This window comes from Stenotrophomonas sp. 17(2023), from assembly GCF_030345315.1.
Lineage (GTDB): Bacteria > Pseudomonadota > Gammaproteobacteria > Xanthomonadales > Xanthomonadaceae > Stenotrophomonas > Stenotrophomonas acidaminiphila.
Genome location: NZ_CP128405.1, coordinates 3384453 through 3404226 on the forward strand (window position 1 = coordinate 3384453; position 19774 = coordinate 3404226).

At 67.4% G+C, this 19774-nt stretch carries 18 protein-coding genes; 2 read left to right on the forward strand and 16 right to left on the reverse strand.

Features of this window, described 5'->3' with window-relative positions:
• Nucleotides 1–25: 25 nt before the first annotated feature.
• From dinG to aroE, 3 genes are all read right to left on the reverse strand, one after another.
• Nucleotides 26–2125 carry an ATP-dependent DNA helicase DinG gene (dinG, locus tag QQA12_RS15320; RefSeq protein WP_226049765.1) on the reverse strand — a complete coding sequence of 700 codons (2100 nt, stop codon included), beginning with the start codon at nucleotides 2123–2125 and terminating at the stop codon, nucleotides 26–28.
• Nucleotides 2126–2198: 73 nt separating this feature from the next.
• A complete protein-coding gene (locus QQA12_RS15325) occupies nucleotides 2199–2552 on the reverse strand; it encodes a hypothetical protein (RefSeq protein WP_226049766.1) in 354 nt (117 codons plus the stop codon).
• Nucleotides 2553–2557: 5 nt separating this feature from the next.
• Nucleotides 2558–3406 carry a shikimate dehydrogenase gene (gene aroE, locus QQA12_RS15330; RefSeq protein ID WP_054668819.1) on the reverse strand — a complete coding sequence of 283 codons (849 nt, stop codon included), beginning with the start codon at nucleotides 3404–3406 and terminating at the stop codon, nucleotides 2558–2560.
• A 53-nt stretch (nucleotides 3407–3459) separates the two neighbouring features.
• Between aroE and QQA12_RS15335 the strand changes: the two genes are divergently transcribed.
• On the forward strand, nucleotides 3460–4341 hold the full coding sequence (locus QQA12_RS15335; RefSeq protein WP_226049767.1) for a TolB-like protein: 882 nt from the start codon (nucleotides 3460–3462) through the stop codon (nucleotides 4339–4341).
• Nucleotides 4342–4519: 178 nt separating this feature from the next.
• Here QQA12_RS15335 and QQA12_RS15340 read toward each other — a convergent pair whose 3' ends face one another.
• From QQA12_RS15340 to QQA12_RS15355, 4 genes are all read right to left on the reverse strand, one after another.
• Nucleotides 4520–4822, reverse strand: coding sequence for an SHOCT domain-containing protein (locus QQA12_RS15340; RefSeq protein ID WP_226049768.1), 303 nt, complete (start codon nucleotides 4820–4822; stop codon nucleotides 4520–4522).
• Between the two features lies 1 nt (nucleotide 4823).
• Nucleotides 4824–5813, reverse strand: a complete 990-nt coding sequence (gene hemB / locus QQA12_RS15345) for a porphobilinogen synthase (protein WP_056930937.1) — start codon at nucleotides 5811–5813, stop codon at nucleotides 4824–4826.
• Nucleotides 5814–5839: 26 nt separating this feature from the next.
• Nucleotides 5840–6754 carry a bestrophin family protein gene (locus QQA12_RS15350; protein ID WP_226049769.1) on the reverse strand — a complete coding sequence of 305 codons (915 nt, stop codon included), beginning with the start codon at nucleotides 6752–6754 and terminating at the stop codon, nucleotides 5840–5842.
• A 79-nt stretch (nucleotides 6755–6833) separates the two neighbouring features.
• Entirely contained in the window at nucleotides 6834–7082 is a 249-nt protein-coding gene (locus tag QQA12_RS15355) for a hypothetical protein (protein WP_054668252.1), read from the reverse strand.
• A 131-nt stretch (nucleotides 7083–7213) separates the two neighbouring features.
• On the opposite strand from QQA12_RS15355, the gene QQA12_RS15360 reads away from it, so the two are divergent.
• Entirely contained in the window at nucleotides 7214–7636 is a 423-nt protein-coding gene (locus tag QQA12_RS15360; protein ID WP_226049770.1) for a hypothetical protein, read from the forward strand.
• Between the two features lie 101 nt (nucleotides 7637–7737).
• On the opposite strand, the gene QQA12_RS15365 is transcribed toward QQA12_RS15360, so the two are convergent.
• The 9 genes from QQA12_RS15365 to QQA12_RS15405 all read right to left on the reverse strand — a co-directional run bounded on the left by QQA12_RS15365 (nucleotide 7738) and on the right by QQA12_RS15405 (nucleotide 19703).
• Nucleotides 7738–9528 carry a DUF885 domain-containing protein gene (locus tag QQA12_RS15365; protein ID WP_056930940.1) on the reverse strand — a complete coding sequence of 597 codons (1791 nt, stop codon included), beginning with the start codon at nucleotides 9526–9528 and terminating at the stop codon, nucleotides 7738–7740.
• A 38-nt stretch (nucleotides 9529–9566) separates the two neighbouring features.
• Nucleotides 9567–10055, reverse strand: a complete 489-nt coding sequence (locus QQA12_RS15370; protein ID WP_226049771.1) for a cytochrome c oxidase assembly factor Coa1 family protein — start codon at nucleotides 10053–10055, stop codon at nucleotides 9567–9569.
• A 19-nt stretch (nucleotides 10056–10074) separates the two neighbouring features.
• Complete coding sequence (locus QQA12_RS15375; RefSeq protein ID WP_226049772.1) at nucleotides 10075–12300, reverse strand: S9 family peptidase; 2226 nt, start codon at nucleotides 12298–12300, stop codon at nucleotides 10075–10077.
• A 69-nt stretch (nucleotides 12301–12369) separates the two neighbouring features.
• The gene (locus QQA12_RS15380) at nucleotides 12370–13377 is read right to left on the reverse strand and encodes a hypothetical protein (RefSeq protein ID WP_226049773.1); all 1008 of its coding nucleotides are present in this window, start codon (nucleotides 13375–13377) and stop codon (nucleotides 12370–12372) included.
• Nucleotides 13378–13582: 205 nt separating this feature from the next.
• Entirely contained in the window at nucleotides 13583–13873 is a 291-nt protein-coding gene (locus tag QQA12_RS15385) for a hypothetical protein (protein ID WP_226049774.1), read from the reverse strand.
• A gap of 15 nt (nucleotides 13874–13888) precedes the next feature.
• Nucleotides 13889–16939 (reverse strand): RHS repeat-associated core domain-containing protein, encoded by a 3051-nt coding sequence (locus QQA12_RS15390; protein ID WP_226049775.1) that lies wholly within the window; start codon nucleotides 16937–16939, stop codon nucleotides 13889–13891.
• A 12-nt stretch (nucleotides 16940–16951) separates the two neighbouring features.
• A complete protein-coding gene (locus tag QQA12_RS15395) occupies nucleotides 16952–18493 on the reverse strand; it encodes a hypothetical protein (protein WP_226049776.1) in 1542 nt (513 codons plus the stop codon).
• Nucleotides 18490–18708, reverse strand: coding sequence for a hypothetical protein (locus tag QQA12_RS15400; RefSeq protein ID WP_226049777.1), 219 nt, complete (start codon nucleotides 18706–18708; stop codon nucleotides 18490–18492). Before QQA12_RS15400 ends, QQA12_RS15395 begins: the two co-directional genes overlap by 4 nt.
• 305 nt (nucleotides 18709–19013) lie before the next feature.
• Entirely contained in the window at nucleotides 19014–19703 is a 690-nt protein-coding gene (locus QQA12_RS15405) for a glutathione binding-like protein (RefSeq protein ID WP_226049778.1), read from the reverse strand.
• Nucleotides 19704–19774 lie beyond the last annotated feature (71 nt).

Below are 19774 nucleotides of genomic sequence, written 5' to 3' on the forward strand. Positions count from 1 at the left end.
CGGCGCCCGCACGCGGCCGGCGACGTCAGCCGATCACCCGCCTGAACGGCGGCAGCGCGTTGATGATGCGCCTGCCGTAGCGGCGGGTGAGCAGCCGCGAATCGAGAATGACGACGCGGCCGGTATCGGTGGAGGTGCGGATCAGGCGCCCGGCGAACTGGGTCAGCGTGCGCAGCGCATGCGGGATCGCGATCAGGTTGAAGGAATTCAGCCCGCGGCTCTCGAACCACTCGCTCAACGTCGAGGTCTGCGGATCGGTCGGCACCGCGAACGGCACCTGGGTGATGACCACCGTGGTGCAGGCCTCGCCCGGCAGGTCCAGGCCCTCGCCGAACGAATTGAGCCCGAACAGCACCGAGCCCTCGCCGGCGGCGGTGCGGCGCAGGTGCTCGTCGATCATCTTCTGCTTGGCGCCCTCGCCCTGTACCAGCACCTTCCTGCGCTGCGTGGCCGGCATCAGTTCGGCCACCTTCTCCATCTTCCAGCGCGAAGTGAACAGCACGATGCTGCCCTTGTCCCAGTCCAGTTCGGCGGCCAGGTACTTCGCCACCTCCTTCGGGTGGCGCTCGCGGTCGTCGGGCGTCACCGGGAACGGCGGCACCACCAGCTGCGCCTGGTTGGGCAGGTCGAACGGCGAGGCCAGCGACACCATCTCCGCCTCTTCGGGGATGCCGTTGTCGATGGCCAGTGCCTGGAAGTCGCCGCCGCCGGTGAGCGTGGCCGAGGTCATCACCACCGAATCCACCTCGTCCCACAGCAGCTTGCGCAGCACCATCGCCGCCGACACCGGGGAGCAGTGCAGCACGTGCTCGCCGTCGCGGGTCAGGGTGATCCAGCGCGCCATCGGCGGCTGGCCTTCCTTGTCCTCGCGGCGCCAGCCGGCCCACAGGTCGTACTGCTGCTGGATCATCTCCAGCGCCATGCCCAGGCTGCGCTGCAGGCGCTCGTGGCCGGCATCCTCGGGCTTGCCCTTGGCCACCTGCGCGGCGGCGGCCGTGGCCCAGTTCAGCAGGGTGCGTGTCTCGTCGGCCAGTTCCTCGATCGGCTGCCGCCATGCCTCGGGCAGGCGGCCATTGGCGGCGCGCCACAGCGGCTCGCGTTCGTCCGGCGCCGGCGTCCACACCTGCGCGATGCCGTCGGCGAATGCCTTGAGCAGCTTGGCCACGCGCGCCGCGGCGTCGATGGCCTCGTTCGGCAGCAGGTTGCCGATCTTGTCCTTGTCCACCGCGCGATACGCACCGGCAATGATGATCTGCAGGCGCCCGGTGCGCCGCGCCATGTCGTCCAGCGGCAGGCTGGCCGCGCCCTGGTCGATGGCGACGTTGCCGATGTGATGGCCTTCGTCCAGCACCAGCAGCATGTCGGCGGGCGCGGCGATCAGCGGCTGGCCGTTGTCGGACTCACCGATGGACAGCGCCGACAGCAGCAGCGCGTGGTTGGTCACCACGATCTGCGCCTCGCGCACCTCGTTGCGCGCGCGCAGCACCGGGCACTGGGTGGAATAGGCGCAGCGGCGCCCGGCGCAGCCCGAGGCCGGGGTGGTGATGCGCGGGCGCAGGCCCGGCGTGACCGCTTCGGGCGCATTGTCCAGGTCGCCGTTCCAGCGGCCTTCGGTGAAGGCGCGCATCAGCTTGCCGGCCACGTCCATCTCGATCGGCGCCAGCGGCCGCTCGTAGAGCAGTACTTCGTCGCCGAACATGCTCTCCTGCGCGCCCTCGCCCTGCGCTTCGGCGGCATTGCGCGTGCACAGGTAGCGGGTGCGGCCCTTGGCCAGCGCCACCGTGGCCTGCAGGCCGGTAGCCTTGAGGAAATTGGGGATGTCGCGTTCGACCAGCTGCGACTGCAGCGCCACCGTGCCGGTGCTGATCACCAGCTTCTTCTTCGAGGCCAGCGCGATGGGCACGCCGGCGGTCAGGTAACCCAGGCTCTTGCCGACCCCGGTCGGTGCCTCGACCACGCCCACGCCGCCGCTGGCCAGCGCGCGCGAGACCACCCCGATCATCTGGCTCTGCGAGCGCCGCGTGCTGAATCCGGGCGTGTTGGCCTGCAGCTTCGCGTAGGCGTCGCGGATGGCCGTCTTCACTTCCTCGGTCAACGCACGCGGCGCTTCCACTTTCTCCGTCACGCCGACCTGCCGCCTGCTCCGTTCATGGCCGGCATTTTCCCATACCGGCGCGCGGACGCCGAACCGCGCCGGTTCAGCCGGGCGCGGCGGCGTTCGCGCGCAGCGCCCGGGCCAGCGCCCAGGCCAGCAGCACGAAGCCGCCGGCTTCCAGCAGCGACAACGCGAAGTGGCCGATGCCCAGGGCGGTATTGAGCGCGGCGATGCCATCGAAGTTGCCCGCCGCGATCAACAGCAGCGGCAACACCGCCAGCACCGCCCCGAACAGCGTCGTCGCCATCAGGATCGCCAGCGCCCACAGCGCGGCGCTGCGCGCCACCGCCTTCGGCGCCCCCAACAGCAGTACCAGCGCCACGCCCAGCGCGATCATCACCGGCAGGCGGTAGCCGACCGATACCAGCAGCGAGCTCAGCAGTTGCGCCTGGTCCATGCCGCTCAGTCCGCGGTGACCAGGGTGGCGGCGCGTTCGCGCAGCGCGGCGTAGACCGCGTCGGTTTCAGGACGCACGCCATGCCACTGCTGGAAGCTCTCGGCGGCCTGTTCGACCAGCATGCCCAGCCCGTCGAACTCATTGCGGCACCCGGCCGCGCGCGCCCAGGCCAGGAACGGGATCGCCGCCTCGCCGTAGTTCAGGTCCACCGCGGTGGTCAGGCTGTTGACCAGCGACAGCGGCAGGCTGAAAACCGCACCGTCGCCACGACCGGCGGAAGTGGCGTTGATGATCAGCTCGAAGTCGCCCTGCTCGCGCAGCGCGTCCCAATAGGCCGAGATGACGCGGCCCGGCTCGCTCATCGCATCGACCAGGGCGTCGGCACGCTCCGGCGTACGGTTGGCCACCACCAGTTCGAGGATGCCGGCGTCGAGCAGCGCCGGGGCCACGCCGCGCGCGGCGCCACCGGCGCCGAGCAGCAGCACGCGGCGGCCGCGCAGGTCCAGTCCGTTGCGGCCGGTGAGGTCGCGCACCAGGCCGATGCCGTCGGTGTTGTCGCCGTGCCAGCGTTCGCCCTTGCGCAGCAGGGTGTTGACCGCGCCGGCACGCTGCGCGCGCGAGGTGGTGGTGGCGCACAGCGCGAACGCCGCTTCCTTGTGCGGCAGGGTGACGTTGGCGCCCACCCCGCCGTCGGCGGCGAAGGCGTCCAGTGCCGCGGCGAAATCCTGCGGCGTGGCGTCGATGGCGCGGTAATCGATCTCGATTCCCTGTGCCTTGGCGAAGGCGGCCTGGATGCGCGGCGACTGCGAATGGGCGATGGGGTGGCCAAAGACGGCGTAGCGGGCAACGCTCATGGTGATCCTCTGCATGACCTAGACTGGCGCGATCCCTGGCTTGCGGAACCTCCATGCGGACCCGATCGCTGCTGCTCGCGCTGTCCATGAGTCTACTCTTTGCACCGCGGGTGACGGCACTGGCGGAGTTCGGCATCGAAGGCATCGGCGTGGTATCCACCCGTGCCGACGAACTGCGCGCCACGCGCTCGGCCGATGGCCGGCGCCTGGTCTGGGCCAGCAACCGCGACGGCGGCGCCGGCGGCTGGGACCTGTGGCAGGCCACCTGGCAGGACGCGCGCTGGAGCGACCCGCGCCCGCTGCCGCTGGACACCGCCGCCGACGAGCTCGATCCGTTCCTGGATGCCGACGGTCGCTGGCTGTACTTCGCCTCCAACCGCAAGGGCGGCCATGGCGGCTTCGACCTGTACCGGGCGGCGCTGCGGGACGACGGCGGCTTCGGCCCTGCGCAGAACCTGGGCCCGGCCATCAATGGCGCCGACCACGAACGCTCGCCGGCCGTGCACGACCAGGACGGCAGCCTGCTGCTGGCCAGCGACCGCGCTGGCGGGGCCGGCGGCTGGGACCTGTGGCGCGCGCACCGTACCGGCGACGGTTTCACCGCGCCGCGGCCGATGACCGGCCTCAACGATGCCGGCGACGAATTCGATGGCGCCTGGCTGGCCGGCGGGCGCGCGGTGGTGTTCGCGCGCGGCAACGGCAACGGCGGCGCGCAGCTGCAGCTGTCGCATTGCCGCCATGGCCGCTGGAGTGCGGCGCAACCGCTGGCGCTGTCGTTCAACAGCGCCGAGGGCGATACCCGGGCGCCGCTGGTCGATGCCAGCACCCCGGGCGAACTGCTGGTCAGCGGCCATGCGCGCGCGCCGCGTGCCGGTGGCTTCGACCTGTACCGGATGCGCGCGCCGGCCAGCGACGGCAGCGGCGACTGCCGCTAGCGGGAGCCAACGCCCCGGCACCGCGCGTGCGACGTGCGACGGTGAGGGCGGTCAAGGTCCATGCGGGGCGAGCCCCGCATCTACGGAGTGCATGGGTTGTGGCAGCAGGCCCCGTAGGTACCGGGCTCGCCCGGCACGGGCTTCACCGGGACGGCCACATGCGGGGCGGGCACCGCATCTACGGTTGGGGGTCGTTACCGGGAGCCGGGTTGCCGGCCAGTACCTCGGCACGCCGCCGCTCGTACTCGACTTCGCCGATCCGCCCGGCCTGCTGCAGGCCGGCCAGTTCGCGCAGCTGCGCCTCGACCTCCGGCGACGGCGGCGACTGCCGTTGCAGCCGCTGCGCGGCCGAGGGCAGTTCCGGCGGACGCCGTGCGGCGCGGACGGCGGCGGCGATCACCAGCCCGATCACCACCGCGAACGCGGTCACGCCGACCACCCACACCGCCCATTGCCAGGGCTGCATGCCGGGTGCGTCCATCTCAGCCTTCCCGCAGCCAGCGCGCGATCTGCGGCGCGTAATAGGTCAGCACGCCGTCGGCGCCGGCGCGCTTGAAGCCGATCATGGTTTCCATCACGCAGCGGCGCTCGTCCAGCCAGCCATTGGCCGCAGCCGCCTTGAGCATCGCGTATTCGCCGCTGACGTGGTACGCGAAGGTCGGCACGCCGAACTCCTGCTTCACCCGGTACACCACGTCCAGGTACGGCATGCCCGGCTTGACCATCACCATGTCCGCGCCTTCGTCCAGGTCCAGCGCGATCTCGCGCAGCGCCTCGTCGCTGTTGGCCGGGTCCATCTGGTAGGTGTGCTTGTCGGCCTTGCCGAGGTTGCCGGCGCTGCCCAGCGCATCGCGGAACGGGCCGTAGAAGGCCGAGGCGTACTTGGCCGAATAGGCCATGATGCGGGTGTGGATGTGGCCGGCGTCGTCCAGCGCCTGGCGGATCGCGCCGATGCGCCCGTCCATCATGTCCGAGGGCGAGACGATGTCCACGCCGGCCTCTGCATGCGACAGCGACTGCTTCACCAGGGCATCGACGGTGACGTCGTTGAGCACGTAGCCGCGGTCGTCGATGATGCCGTCCTGGCCGTGCACGGTGAACGGGTCCAGGGCCACGTCGGTCATCACCCCCAGCTCCGGGAAGCGCTGCTTGAGCGCGCGCACCGCACGCTGCGCCAGCCCGTCGGGGTTCCAGGCCTCGGCGGCGTCGAGCGACTTGCACGACGGGTCGACCACGGGGAACAGGTCGATCACCGGCACGCCCAGTTCCAGCGCCTGCTCGGCCTCGCGCAGCAGTTCGTCGATGGACAGGCGCTCCACGCCCGGCATCGATGCCACCGGCGCGCGGCCGGCCAGCTCGTGCACGAACACCGGCCAGATCAGGTCGTCGGCGGTGAACGTGTTCTCGCGCATCAGCCGGCGCGAGAAGGCATCGTGGCGCATGCGGCGCGGGCGGTAACGGGGGTGGAACATGGTGGGACTCCGGATGGGGGGAATGGCTATTGCAGCAGGTAGCCCTGCGGTTGCAGCGGTTCGGGCAGCGGGTGCTCGCCCAGTGCGTCGAGTACGTCGATCTCGAGGGTGCGCACCATGGCGTCCAGCGGCAGGTCGTTGGGTTCCAGGCCGAACGGCTCCTCGAGCTCCTCGCCCAGCTGGTCCAGGCCGAAGAACGCGTAGGCAAGCAGCATCGATACCACCGGCGTGGCCCAGCCCAGCGCGCCGGCCAGGCCGAACGGCAGCAGCACGCAGAACAGCCACGCGCAGCGGTGCAGCAGCAGGGTGTAGGCGAACGGCAGCGGCGTGCCGGCGATGCGCTCGCACGCCGCCTGCACCGAGGACAGCGCATGCAGGCGCTGTTCGAAACAGGCGTACAGGTAAGGGTCGAGGCGGCCGCCGCGCAGCGGCACCGCCAGTTCGGCGGCGACCAGCGCCAGCAGGCCGTCGGGGATGTTCTGCCGCTGCAGCAGCGCCTGCTGCCCCGGCGCCAGCCACGGCGCGGCCGCGGCGGCCTCGTCGCGACCGCGCAGGCGCGCGGCCAGCGCGTGGGCGAAACCGACCAGCAGCCGCGACACCCGTCGGCGCAGCGGCGCATCGTCGGCCAGCAGCGCGTTGCCCTGGCGCACGAAGCTGCGGGTCTCGATCAGCACCTGGCCCCACAGCTTGCGGCCTTCCCACCAGCGCTCGTGGCAGGCGTTGTTGCGGAAGCTCAGGAAGATCGACAGCACCAGCCCCAGCAGGGTGAACGGCGCCACCGCCAGGCCATCGGCGGCGAACGGATGATGCAGCTTGGCCAGCAGCGCCACGGCCACCGCCAGCATGCCGATCGCCAGCACCCGCGGGGCGATGGCAGGCACGATCGAACCGCGCAGGATGTACAGCAGCTGCCAGCCGCGGGGGCGGGGTCGGATGATCATCGGTGGAAGGTCGCGCCGGCGGCGGTCCCCGTGCGCCGGGCCCGGGTGCCGGCAGGGCCCGCAATTCTACGCCTGCCGGTCAGACGAAACCGCCACCCAGGCCGAGGCGGATCACGCCGACCACGATCACCGCCACGTTGAGCAGCAGCCCGGCCTTGGCGCGGCCGCGGTTGCCCTCGCGGGTGAACAGCAGGCCGATGGCGGCGATGACCGCACCGACCGCGGCGAACGGGATCAGGAACCAGTTGCCCCAGCCCAGCAGCGGGATGAAGGCCAACACCATCCACAGCAGCGCCACGATGCCCCAGACCAGGCTGATCAGTCCCATGTCGTTCCCTCCGCTGGTTGATGCGCGCAAGATAGCCCGGAAATCCCCGCGATCAAATGTTCCACGCGGTTCGCGGCCGATTCACGCACGCACACCGATGATCCAGCCATCACCCACCCGGGAGTGAACCCATGAAATTCCCGCTCGCCATCGCTTTGGGCCTGGCCCTGGCCACCGGCGGCTGCGCCAGTACCTCCCGGGTCATGCTCGGCCAGCCGCGCGCGCCGGTGGACCCGGCCAGCGTGCAGATCTATTCCACGCCACCGGCGGGCGCGGTGGAGATCGCCCAGCTGGAAGCCTCCAGCGCGGTCGGCTTCGGCACCCAGGGCCAGACCGATGCGGCCATTGCCCGGCTCAAGCGCGAGGCCGCGGCGCTCGGCGCCAACGGCGTGATCCTGATGGGCGTGGGCGCCGGCGGCTCGCCGGTGGGCATGTCGGTCGGCGCCGGCAGCTACGGCCGGCATGGTGGCGGTGGCCTGAGCGTGGGCATCCCGACCCAGCAGAAGCGCGCCGCCGGCGTGGCGATCTGGGTACCGCCGGGCGCGGCCAGGTAAGTCCGGCCACGTCCCTCGTGGCGCGGGCGGCGGCATGCCGTGCCCCGCCCTCATTCGCGGCCGGGGCCGCCCGGCACGGGCGCCACCCGGTGCCCGCGGCGTCACCTGCGGCGCTGCGCCGGGATGAAAACCTCGTCCACCGCGGTGGCCAGCTGGTCCGGCGGCAGCAGCCCCTGGTCGAGCAGGAAGTTGTTGAAGGCCAGGCGGTCGAAGCGGTCGCCCAGCGCCAGCTCGGTGCGCATGCGCAGTTCCATGATCCGGGTATAGCCGTAGAAGTAGCTGCAGGCCTGGCCCGGAGCCCGCACGGTGTAGCGGTCCAGTTCCTGGGTGGCCATGGCCTCGGACAGGCCGACGCCTTCCACCAGCACCTTGCGCGCCTGCTCGCGGTCGGTCAGGCCGAGGTTGAGCATCGGGTCGAGCATGGCGCGGGCGGCGCGCAGCAGGCGGAACTGCAGCGCGATCATCTGCCCGTCCAGCGGCTCGAACGGCACCAGCTCGGCCTCGGCGTACAGCGCCCAGCCTTCGACGTTGACCGAGTTGAACGCGAACAGCGTGCGCGCCAGCGAGATGCCGCGCTCGACCATCGCCGCGAACTGCAGGTCGTGGCCCGGGCGGCCTTCGTGCGCGCTCAGCGTCCACGCCGCCGAACCGAAGTTGAAATCGTCGTACTGCGCCTTGCCGCCCGAGGCCGGGTTGCCCAGCGGCAGCACGAAGGTGCCCTGCTGCCCGGTGTTGCCGACCAGCGGCGGCGGCAGGTAATGCGGCGCCGGCGACGCGGCGCTTTCAGCCTCGCTGCCCAGGCGCATCTGCAGCGGGCGCTGTGGCACGTCGACGATGCGCTGGCGGCGGATGATCGGATCGATGGCGTCGATGATGCCGCGGTAGTGCGCCTCCAGGCGGTCGTTGCCGATCGTGTCCCGCTTCAGCGCGCGGATCACCGCGGCGTAGTCGTTGGCATCATCCACCTTCAGGCCCTTGGCCTGCACCACCAGCGGCGCCAGCTGGCGCATCATCGCGCGGGTTTCCATGTACTCCAGCTGCGCGCGCTGCACCAGCAGCGCCGGGTCGATGTCCACGCCCACGTCCTTGAGCTGGAAGGCATACAACTCGGCCGGCAGGCGGGTGTCGGTGCGCGCCTGTGGCAGCACGTCCCGGCGCGTCCATTCGATGTACTCCTTCATCTGCGTGGCCAGGGTGGCCAGCGCGGCGTCCGCGCCCTTGATGTCGTACTTTGCGAACAGCTTGCCGATGCCGTCGATGTAAGTGTCGACGTTGGCCAGCGCCTGTTCGACCTCGATCCGGGTCGGCTGCAGCAGGCCCGGGGTGCCGCTCTTCTCGGCATAGCGCTGCCGCGCCAGGGTAGCCAGCGGCTGGCTGCCGGGGGCCTGGCCGATGTAGGCCTTGAGCCGGTCCAGCGCCCTGGCCCGGCGTTCCGGCGGCACCTGGTCGGACAGCAGCCCGTTGAGGCCGCCGAACACGCTCTGCGGCACGTCCACCCACGGCATCAGGTGCTGTTCCTCGAGCGTGCTGCCCTCGATGCCGCGGCCGGCCGCGGCGATCATGATCTCCAGGTCCTGGCGCACGTTGGGATCGCGTTCGAGCTGGAGCTTCCCGCGCAGCTGCGCACGTGCGGCGTCCAGCGCGGCGCGGTAGCGCGCGGCATTGTCCGGGCCCAGGTCGACGACCTTGTCGTCGTAACCCGGCACCCCGAAGAAGCTGGCCATTTCCGGCCGGAACGGCGCCTGCGCGCGCAGCAGGATCTGCGCCAGCGCGTTGCTGTGCGCCACCCAGGCCGGAGCGGGCGCGGATGCCGGGGACGGCGGCGTGGTGGCCGCGGCCAGCGGCAACGGCGCGGCCAGGGCAAGGGCGACGGCGAGGACGATCGGTTTCATGCGCGCGGCTCCGGGGGTGGAGCCGTGACCCTACGCAGTCAGCGGCAACCCGGCAAGATCGCGCAGTCGCGGTCGCGTTCGTCGCGCAGGTCCACCGGCACATGCCGGCCCGGCAGCTCGGCCTGCAGCCGCGGATAGGACCAGCGCCCCTGGCTGCGTTGCGCGCGCACGTCGAGCTTGCCGCTGCCGTGCGGCCCCTGGATTCGGATCACCATGTCGGCGCCGCCGCCATCGCCGAACTGGTTGATGCTGCCGAACGGGAACGGCTTGGCCCGCAGCGGCTGCCCGAGCGCCGCGGCCACTTCCGGGTCGCGGCCGGCGCGCGCCAGCGCCTCGCGGTAGGGCTCGCTGCTTTCCAGCGGCGCGGACATCTGCCGCAGGCCCATCCAGGAGGTCAGCGACCAGCCGCCGACGATCAGCAGCACGAACAGCGGCAACGCCCACTTGAGGTTGCGCTGCAGCCAGTTGCGGGGTGGCCGCAGGCCGGGCGGACGCGCGCCCGGCAAGGGAGGTGGCGGTGACGACATCCGTGTCCTCCTGTCCGGCTCAGGGCTTGAGGCAGCGCGCGAGGAAGTCCTCGGCGACGCGGTAGCGGTGCAGCGCATTGCTGCCGGACAGGCCGTGCTTGGCACCCGGGTAGGTCATCAGTTCGAACGGCTGGCCGCGCTTCTGCAGCGCGCTCATCAGATTGGTCGAGTGGGTGAACAGCACGTTGTCGTCGGCCATCCCATGGATCAGCAGCAGCGGCGAGGTCAGCCCATCGATGTGGGTGAGGATGCGCCCTTCGCGGTAACCGTCGGGGTTGGCCGCCGGCAGGTTCATGTAGCGCTCGGTGTAGTGCGTGTCGTACAGGCCCCAGTCGGTGACCGGCGCGCCGGCCACGCCGCAGGCGTAATGGTCCGACGCCTTGGCCAGCAGCATCAGGGTCATGTAGCCGCCATTGGACCAGCCCTGCACGCCGATGCGCGCGCCGTCCACCCACGGCTGCTGCTTCAGCCATTCCACGCCCTTGAGCTGGTCGGCCACTTCCACCGTGCCCTGCACGCCGTACAGCGCACCACCGAAATCGCGGCCGCGGCGCGGCGTGCCGCGGTTGTCCAGCGAGAACACCACATAACCACGCTGCGCCAGGTACTGGTTGAACAGGTGGTCGCCGCGGCCGGGCCAGCTGTCGGTGACCGTCTGCGATGCCGGGCCGCCATACACGTAGACCGCCACCGGATACTTCTTCGCCGGGTCGAAGCCCGCCGGTTTGATCAGGCTGTAGTGCAGTTCGGTGCGGCCATCGGCGGCGGCAAGCGTGCCGTATTCTACCGGCCGCTGCGCGTCGCGGTACTTCGCGTACGGATGCGCCGGGTCGGCCAGGTCGTTGTCCAGCAGCGTGGCGATCTTCTCGCCATTGGCGCGGTACAGCTCGATCTGCGGCGGCGTGGTGCTGTTGGACCAGCTGTCCACGTAGACGCTGGCGTTGTTGGCGAACGCGGCGCTGTGCATGCCCGCCGCGCGCGAGAGCTTCACCGGCGCGCCGCCGGCCAGCGGCACGGCATGGATCTCGCTGCGCAGCGGCGACTCGACCCCGGCGCGGAAATAGACCTTGCCCGCGTCCTCGTCCACCGCCAGCAGTTCGTCCACCGGCCAGGCGCCGGAGGTCAGCGGGGTCAGCGTGGCGCCGTCCTCGCTGGCCAGGTACAGGTGCTCGAAGCCGCTGCGCTCGGACGACCACACGAAGCGGCCATCCTTGAGGAAGCGCAGGTCGTTGTGCAGCGGTACCCAGGTCGGGCTGGTCTCGGTGACCAGGGTGCGCTGGCGGCCGTCGGCCAGCGTGGCCTCGATCAGTTCCAGCGTCTTCTGGTCGCGACTCTGGCGCTGGAAGGTCAGGCGCTGCGGGTCGCGCCAGGTGACGCGGGCCAGGTAGATGTCCTGCTCCCTGCCCAGGTCGACCCACTTCGGCGCGGCACCGGCACGCGGTGCGACCACGCCGAGCTTGACCCGCACGTTGGGGTCGCCGGCCGCCGGGTAGCGCTGTTCGATCATCTCCACGCGGTCGGCGTACATCTCATAGCGCTTCTGCACCGGCACCGGCGATTCGTCGATGCGGGCGAAGGCGATCGCCGAGTCGTCCGGCGCCCACCAGTAGCCGGTGTGGCGGTCCATTTCCTCGTCGGCGACGAATTCGGCCACGCCGTTGCCGATGGTGACGCTGCCGTCGCGGGTCAGCTGCAGCGGCTTGCCGCTGGCCAGGTCGATCACCCACAGGTTGCGCTCGCGCACGAAGCTGACGAACCCGCCCCTGGGCGAGATCTTCGGGTCGGTGGCGAAGCCTTCGCCGTGGGTGAGCTGGCGCACCGCGTCGCGGCCCTGCCTGCCCAGGTCGTACAGGTAGAGTTCGCCGCCGAGCGGGAACAGCAGGGTCTTCGCATCGGGCGACCACTGGTAATCGACGATGCCGGTCATCGCCGCGATGCGCTGGCGCTCGCGCCGCGCCTTTTCCTCGTCGCTCAGGGTCTCGGTGCCGGGCAGCACCACCTTGGAATCGACCAGCAGCCGGGTCTGGCCGCTGGCGATGTCGTATTCCCACAGGTCCAGCTGGTTGCGGTCGCTGTCCTTGCCGCGCAGGAAGGTCACCCGCGAACCATCCGGCGCCACCTTGGGCTTCATCAGCGTCGGCCCGGACAGCGGCGCGCTGCCGGTGATGGCTTCCAGGGTGAGTTTTTCGGCGTGGACGGCGGGCGTGGCGAGCATCATGGCAAGGGCGAGGAACAAGGGACGCATGGGCTTCCTGTCATGGACAGAATGGATCGCACCATCCTAGCCGAGCCCGCCCGCGCCTGCCCCCTGCCTTCAGTCCCGCCCGCGGCTCAGCGCTGGTTGCGCTGCTCCTCGCGCAGTCGGCGGCGGATGAAGAACACCGTGAAAACCGGAATCCCCAGGATGATCAACGCCCCGCAGATCGTCAGCCAGCCCACCGGTTGCGTCAGCATGTCGCGCAGTATCGGATGCATCGTCCCCTCCCCGTGCCGTTTGTCGATGCACGCAGCGTAGGGGTACCGGCCGCGGCCGGCCTTGCGCAGGATCAATCGGTGGGATCGCACCGGCCGGGATCCCGGATGCCTGCCCCCCGATCAGCGCCCGCCTCGATGCCGCCAGAGCGCGGCCCGGGTAAACGTTCTGGAAGCGCAGCCCGATCTGCTCGTCGCGTTGCCACAGCAGTTTCCCGTCCAGGCTGTACACCTCGTACAGCAGTCCGTCCGCGCTGGCCGTGAGCACCCGGCGCCCCTGCGCGTCGTAGCGGTAGGTTTCCATGCCCTGCGCCGTGCGCAGCCGGTTGCCGTAGTCGAATACGAACAGATTGCCGTTATTGTTGATCACGTTGCCGCGGACGTCATAGCCCAGCCCGATGATGCTCGCTCCGCCCGGACCGTTGAGCACGTTGGTCAGCCGGTTGTTCGCGTCGTACCAGTACACATGGTCCCGCCCGACCACCGTGGCCCGGGTGACGTTGTCCAGCACGTCGTAGGTGTACGTCGCCCCGCCCGGGTACAACAGCGAGCTGGCCGAGGTCAGCCGGTCGCGCGCGTCGTAGCCCATGCTCCGGCTCTGCCGCCCCGCCACCGTGAAGTCGGTGATCGCCGATACGTTGCCGTTGCGGTCATACGCATAGCCCAGGTCCAGCACCCCGCCGCTGTCGGCGCTGCGCTCGGGCAGCTGCCGCGCGTTCTGCACCATCGTGTGCACCAGGCCGTTGCCGTAGGTGAACCGCTTGATCGCACCGTTCGGGTAGTACTGCACCCCCGTGGCGAAGGTACCGGCCTGGGTCGGCTGGCCCAGCGCGTTGGGCAGATAGTCCACCGTCAGGCTGCCCGGGCACACCAGGCTGGCCAGGTGGCCATTGCCGTTGTAGCCGTAACCAATGTGCGGATTAATTGCCTCCGTCCCCTTTAAGTCTCACCGCAACAACGACAAGGCCCGCGAACGCGGGCCTTATGCTTCATGGGCGATCTGGAAGTGAACCTGGAACCGTTCTTCAGGTTTTCCTCCGTCCATTTCCCTCGCCTTAGAGCAAGAAGAAAATAACAACCAGGACAAATGGAGACAGCGCGAGCATTGTACGTACTGCAATAAGCCGACGCTTAAAGCTTTTCGGCCAAAACTCCTTCGGCACGCTACTGTCAAGAATCATCGCTATCACAGCCGAAGAGTTGCTCTGCCCAACGCCTCCCTTGGCTCCTAAGTACTTGAAGTATTCCTGATCTGCATCCTTCAACTCGAACAACAAACGCCGCGCTGCCAAATAGTAAATACCGGCATAAGCCGCACCTATCGCAATCACCACCTTAGCGTCCACGCATGACCCTCTCAGCTATTTGATCTTTTCGTCCAAGGGTTTCCACTCGATGAAATTAATTGTTGGCGAATACTTCACCAATTCACCTGCACCGACACCCACTTTAGGCACCACTTCAGCTGTGCCTCCCGGATTGAAATTAACTTCCGCGCCTCCGTGGAGAATCGCGCCTCCGCTTGCTTCCAAGGCACCACTGAATTGAATTGGCGCATCAACCGGCCTATTCGCAAAACTAACTTCAAACCCTTCTTTCGGTTGAAGCGAGATATTCATGTCCGCGCCTTCACCAACTGGAATAAACCCAATCTGACCATCACCATGCAAGAGGCTAACTGAGCTCTCAATGCCTGGACCCAGTGCAACGCCAGCCTCAAGCCGAACGTCCACCTTATCCAGCTTCTCGGACACTGCATTCGCCTTGTCGGACGTCCACTCCGCTGCATTAACCAATTGATTCTTCAGGTTCAATGCATTGCAGAAGGGGCAACGCCCGTCTGGATCAGTGAACTTGTACGGATTGTTGAATGCGTACGCGTAGCGGTTGAACAACCGCATGTCGCCACTGTCGTAAGCAGTGACAGGGTCAACGCTCAGGAAGCGCGGGATCAGCGGGTCGTAGTAGCGCTGCTGCATGTAGACCAGACCGGTGGCCTTGTCCATCATGTGCCCGGTGTAGCCCGGACGGTTGTCGTTGGTCCGGTTGAGCATCTTTCCGTACGGCTCATGCTCAGTCGTCTGCAGCGTATTGCCCAGTTCGTCCGTCGCCGCGATCGGGCTGCCCAGCGCGTCGGTATGCCGGTAGATCGTTCCGTATACCGTCTCCCCGATCGGCATCCGTCGCGACGCCACCAGGCTGCCGCCCAGGTAGATGTGCTGGAAGCGCAGGCCCAGCTGCTCGTCGCGCTGCCACAGCAGCTTGCCGTCCAGGCTGTACATCTCGTACAGCAGTCCGTCCGAGCCGGCCGTGCGCACCCGGCGCCCCTGGGCGTCGTAACGGTAGGTGTCCGTCCCCTGTGCCGTACGCAGCCGGTTGCCGTGGTCGAACACGAACAGGTTGCCGTTCTTGTTGTTCACGTTGCCGCGTACGTCATAGCCCAGCCCGATGATGCTCGGACCACCGGGGCCATTGAGCACGTTGGTCAGGCGATTGTTCGCGTCATACCAGTACACATGGTCCCGGCTGCCGACCGTGGCCCGGGTGACGTTGTCCAATGCGTCGTATGTATAGCTGGCTCCGCCCGGGTACAGCAGCGAGCTCACCGAGGTCAGCCGGTCGCGCTCGTCGTAGCCCATGCTGCGCGTCTGCCGCGCCGCCGGCGTGTAGTCGGTGATCCCCGAGACGTTGCCGTTGGCGTCATAGCTGTAGAACAGATCCAGCAGGCCACCGCTGTCGGTGCTCCGTGCCGGTAGCTGCCGCGCGTTCTGCGACATCGTGTGCACCAGGCCGTTGCCATAGGTGAACCGCTTGATCGCACCGTTCGGGTAGTACTGCACCCCGGTAGCGAAAGTGCCCGCCTGGGTCGGTTGGCCCAGCGCGTTGGGCTGGTAATGCACCGTCAGGTTCTGCGGATACACAAGGCTGGCCAGGTGACCATTGCCGTCATAGCCATAACCGATCGACCACACGCCCTGCCCGGCCGTCTGCGACTGGCTCTCCCCGGTCAGCAGCCGCCGCTTGTTGTACGCGTAGCTGTTGGACACATAGGTGCTGCCGCCCTCGTTCCAGGTCGTGACCGTGTCCGGCAGACCGTCAGCCGTGTAAATCCAGCTCTGGTTACCGTTGCTGCCAGGAAACGTCAGGGTCGCCAGCCGGTTGCGTGCGTCGTAGCTGCGGCTCACCTTCTGGCTGCCCGCCACGCTGGCCGTATCGCAACTGCTGGCCGAGGGCAGGGCCTGGCCACTGGCCGACCAGGCCAGGTTGCCGGCGTTGTCGTAAGCCATCACCGTGCTTCCGGTCTCCGGCTCGATGCTCTTGCACAGCTGCTGGTAGCCGTCATACACATAGCGCCGCGTCACCGACACGCCGCCGGAGCTGTTGCGCTGGGTGATCGCGGTGGGCTTGCCGAACACGTCGCGGGCGATGTCGGTGTACACCCCGCCCGGCTGCTCCACCGCCACCGGATAATCGGTGGTCGGCTGGTCCCACGCCATGTAGCGGGTGACGGTCTGGTACCCGCGCGGGTTGGTGGTGCGGGTACGGAAGCCGGTCAGGTACTCGGTGGTCGTGGTCAACAAGCCCGAATCGGCGTTCTGCGACACCGCGACCGGTCGGCCCAGCGCGTCATAGCTTGTCCGGGTCCCATTGGTGAGCGCATCGCTGCTGCCCGGATACGAGGCGAAGGTGACCCGGCCCTCATGGTCGTAGGTGAAGCGCTGGAAGCGCTGGGTACCGCTCACGTTGGCGGTGTCGTACTCGTGGGTGAGCAGTGGCCGCCACAGTGCGTCGTAGTAAGTCAGCTTGCGTGCGTTGCCGGTGCTTACCGTCTGCCGCCAGTGCCCGGCCGGGATCCCATACTCGGCCACGTTCACCGATTGGAACACCTGCGTGGTGCTGTTCCACGCGGTGCTGTCGCCGCTCGGGTAGGCGATGCTGGCCAGCCGGCCCATCGCATCGTAGCTGTAGCTGGTCGCGTAGCCGTTTTCGTCGGTAACCTGGGTGATCCAGCCGCTGTCGTTGACCACCGCCGAGCGGCTCTTGCCGTCCGGATACCCGATCGACTGCGGAATGCCCCGTTTCCAAGAGGACAGTGTGGTCTGGTAGTTGTTGCCGTCCTTGACCGTGGCCACCGTGCCGTCAGCGTTGTAGGTCAGGGTCTGTTGCAGCTTGCCGTATGAGGAATACGTCAGCGGCTGCGCGGTGGTGGCGCTGAAGGTCGTCGATTCGACAACCGTACCGTTGATCGCGCGGCTGGCCACCTGGCCCAGTACCCATTTATTGGTGTTGTCGTGGTACGTGATGACTTCCGTACGGCTGTAACTCTGTGCCGATACGGCTGCTGGCAACAGGGCGGCCAATAGCGCCGCCAGCAGGGGAAGCGGACGGAAACAGATCCCTTGTTTGCTCATGTCCTGGGTCCTTTAGGGCGATGGGGCGCTGGACTGCGTGACGTTTACCGGGCGGGCAAAAGCATCGAACGCCGTCGCCTCCCAGATGAATCCGAAGCCATTTTCGATTGTTTCCCTTCGGCGCAGCGGCCTTACCAGCACCGACGACTCGTCATTGCCTCCCCACAATGAACCGTATCTATCCGGAAACGGAGCCGAGGCTGCTTCGGCATTGGATACGTAACTCAGGTATTCGGAACGGAGCGTGGTACCCGTTCCCGAAACGTGCCGCTTGCTCAGCAGACGCCCCTCATTGTGCGAGAAAACGATACCGAACTCTTCCTCCACCCTGCTCCCATCCGGTTGCACAATCCGGACTCGCTTCGACTGCGTGCAGGTCATGCAAGGTGGGATCATCCCTGACCAGAGCCCCTGGTAGCTGCCAAGGTCGAAATAGCTCCAGAGCTGCCCGGCGGGAATGCCCGGACCCGTGATCCTCTTCGTGGAGAGGCCCAATACGTCGAAGTAGTTCGGTAAAGCCAGCCTGTGCACGATCGATGTACCGCCAACCGTCTCGGCCTCGCAGTAAGTGGATGGAATACCTGCACGGTAAAGCCGTTGATGAACGAATTCGAACTCACCCAGCGCACCAGAGGGATGACGCAACTGCAGCGTGTAGTTCTTCAACGCCAACGGCGCGGTGGTTCCGCATCCAACACCGGGATCCTCGGTCCAACGTTCATAACGAATCCGCCTGTCAGACGAATGTGTGAACTCCCAGTAGGACTGATCCGGCAGGGTTACCCGCTGGAGGGTCGACCCGTTGTATGCATAGCTCCAACTTTGGCCGTGGGCAGTTGCACCGGAAAGGCGGCCATCACTGTATGTCAATGAAATAAGACGCCCATCGCTGCTGCTGATACTCACAGGATGGCCCGCAGAATTGTAGGAATACTCCACCCAATTTCCGAACCGGTCTTCGACCCTGCTCGCCAGCAACGACACCTCCAGACGCAACCGCGAAGCTGGACCAGCATTGTCCCTTCCCATCTTGCCCGCGGACCGCTGGGTTCCGACATTGAAGGTGTAAACCAGCCCGGCCGTCGTTTCCACGACGAAGCCCTCACCGGGATATCCCCAGATCATCGGCGTGCAGGACACCGCATCCAAGGCCGTGGTGGTCCACAAGCGGGTCTTGGAGTCGGGCTTCTTGAATTGATCTGGCGGAAGGCCCACCAAGCTGCGGCTACCCTGGCCCGGAATGCTCAAAACATAGCCGGACCATATCTCGGAGATATCATGCGGCGGATCTGTACGGGGGAAAAAGCTGCTCGAGCAACGGGGAGCATTTCCGCCATAACTGATGTTCCACCCATACATCGAGTCGAACACTCCTGATATGCGTGGAACATCCACGTCCCAGTCTCCTGCACCCCCGTATACTTCAGGGGGAGTTCCGTAGAAGGGAACCGGCCTGACGGCAAGGCTGCGCGACAATCGTACCGGCAGTCCGTTCGATCCGGGGATATCCACGTCCACGTGATGAAAAGCCACCGTCTGGTCGTAAAGGCTCACCGCTTCACCAGATCGGATGTCAATGCGGGCACGAGCTCCGCCGCCTTTATTTTCTTGTCGTACTCCTGATAAGGCTGCATTGCATCACTGGCAAGAGCCGCCAAAGCCCCATTGGACTCGGGCTGCATGCCATCCGGCTCTTGAGCAGAAGCCAGATGCCACATCAAAAGCAGTGGAAAAATTGAACAAAACGGTAAAATTCTGCGTACCGACATAATCACCTCCCTGTGTGACGGCCCATGTAGGGGCACCCTCTCCTATTATCGAATGCAAAGCAATACCTCGGCCGAAACGCCGATCGAAAGCCAGGACCACGTCACGCTCCCTATGGGCTCTCTTTTATCCACTGACAAATATGGACCAACACCCTGTACGGGCTGCCACTGACGGATTGGCGCCTGAGAAGTCGCCATCCACTTTTCTCATGCGGACACAATCCTTCAGAAAACGGGCCTCAATTCCTGACTCCCACATCAGGCGATGAGCCTGATGCAGGCCAGCACTCAATCGGTAACGCCATTCACCTCTGGCCGAACAGCTGCCTGCGCTCTTCCTCGCTCAGTGGCTTGCCGGCGTCCGGGTTGACCGTCGGGCCGAGCGCGTAGGCGCGCTGCGTGGCCGGGCGCATGGCGATGGCCTGGTGCCAGCGGTGCAGGTGCGGGAAGGCGTCGAAGTCGGCCGGGAGCTTGCTGTAGGCGCCGATCCACGGGTAGCTGGCCATGTCGGCGATGCCGTACTCGTCGCCGCCCAGGTACGCCGATCCGGACAGGCGCTTGTCCATCACCCGGTGCAGGCGCCGCACCTCGCTGTCGTAGCGTTCGATGGCGTAGGCGATGCGCTCGGGCGCATAGACGTTGAAGTGGCCCATCTGCCCGCTCATCGGCCCGAGCCCACCCATCTGCCAGAACAACCATTCCAGCGCGGCGGCGCGGCCGCGCAGGTCGGTCGGCAGGAAACGGCCGGTCTTCTCGGCCAGGTACAGCAGGATCGCGCCGGACTCGAATACGCTCAGCGGCGCGCCACCGTCGGCCGGTGCATGGTCGACGATGGCCGGCATCTTGTTGTTCGGCGAAATGGCCAGGAAATCGGGCTGGAACTGGTCGCCCTTGCCGATGTTGACCGGCACCAGGCGGTACGGCAGCCCGGCCTCTTCCAGGAACAGGGTGATCTTGTGACCATTGGGAGTGGGCCAGTAATAGAGGTCGATCATGAATGCGTCTCCGTGGGGGAACGGTCACCGGGACCGATACGGTAACGCTTGGCAGCCTGACGGACGACCGT

Excerpts from the sequence above, each read along its gene's own strand:
- QQA12_RS15325 (WP_226049766.1), bottom strand. The coding sequence starts at position 2,552 with ATGGACCAGGCGCAACTGCTGAGCTCGCTGCTGGTATCGGTCGGCTAC.
- aroE (WP_054668819.1), bottom strand. The coding sequence starts at position 3,406 with ATGAGCGTTGCCCGCTACGCCGTCTTTGGCCACCCCATCGCCCATTCG.
- QQA12_RS15335 (WP_226049767.1), top strand. The coding sequence starts at position 3,460 with ATGCGGACCCGATCGCTGCTGCTCGCGCTGTCCATGAGTCTACTCTTT.
- QQA12_RS15340 (WP_226049768.1), bottom strand. The coding sequence starts at position 4,822 with ATGGACGCACCCGGCATGCAGCCCTGGCAATGGGCGGTGTGGGTGGTC.
- hemB (WP_056930937.1), bottom strand. The coding sequence starts at position 5,813 with ATGTTCCACCCCCGTTACCGCCCGCGCCGCATGCGCCACGATGCCTTC.
- QQA12_RS15350 (WP_226049769.1), bottom strand. The coding sequence starts at position 6,754 with ATGATCATCCGACCCCGCCCCCGCGGCTGGCAGCTGCTGTACATCCTG.
- QQA12_RS15355 (WP_054668252.1), bottom strand. The coding sequence starts at position 7,082 with ATGGGACTGATCAGCCTGGTCTGGGGCATCGTGGCGCTGCTGTGGATG.
- QQA12_RS15360 (WP_226049770.1), top strand. The coding sequence starts at position 7,214 with ATGAAATTCCCGCTCGCCATCGCTTTGGGCCTGGCCCTGGCCACCGGC.
- QQA12_RS15365 (WP_056930940.1), bottom strand. The coding sequence starts at position 9,528 with ATGAAACCGATCGTCCTCGCCGTCGCCCTTGCCCTGGCCGCGCCGTTG.
- QQA12_RS15370 (WP_226049771.1), bottom strand. The coding sequence starts at position 10,055 with ATGTCGTCACCGCCACCTCCCTTGCCGGGCGCGCGTCCGCCCGGCCTG.
- QQA12_RS15375 (WP_226049772.1), bottom strand. The coding sequence starts at position 12,300 with ATGCGTCCCTTGTTCCTCGCCCTTGCCATGATGCTCGCCACGCCCGCC.
- QQA12_RS15390 (WP_226049775.1), bottom strand. The coding sequence starts at position 16,939 with ATGAGCAAACAAGGGATCTGTTTCCGTCCGCTTCCCCTGCTGGCGGCG.
- QQA12_RS15400 (WP_226049777.1), bottom strand. The coding sequence starts at position 18,708 with ATGTCGGTACGCAGAATTTTACCGTTTTGTTCAATTTTTCCACTGCTT.
- QQA12_RS15405 (WP_226049778.1), bottom strand. The coding sequence starts at position 19,703 with ATGATCGACCTCTATTACTGGCCCACTCCCAATGGTCACAAGATCACC.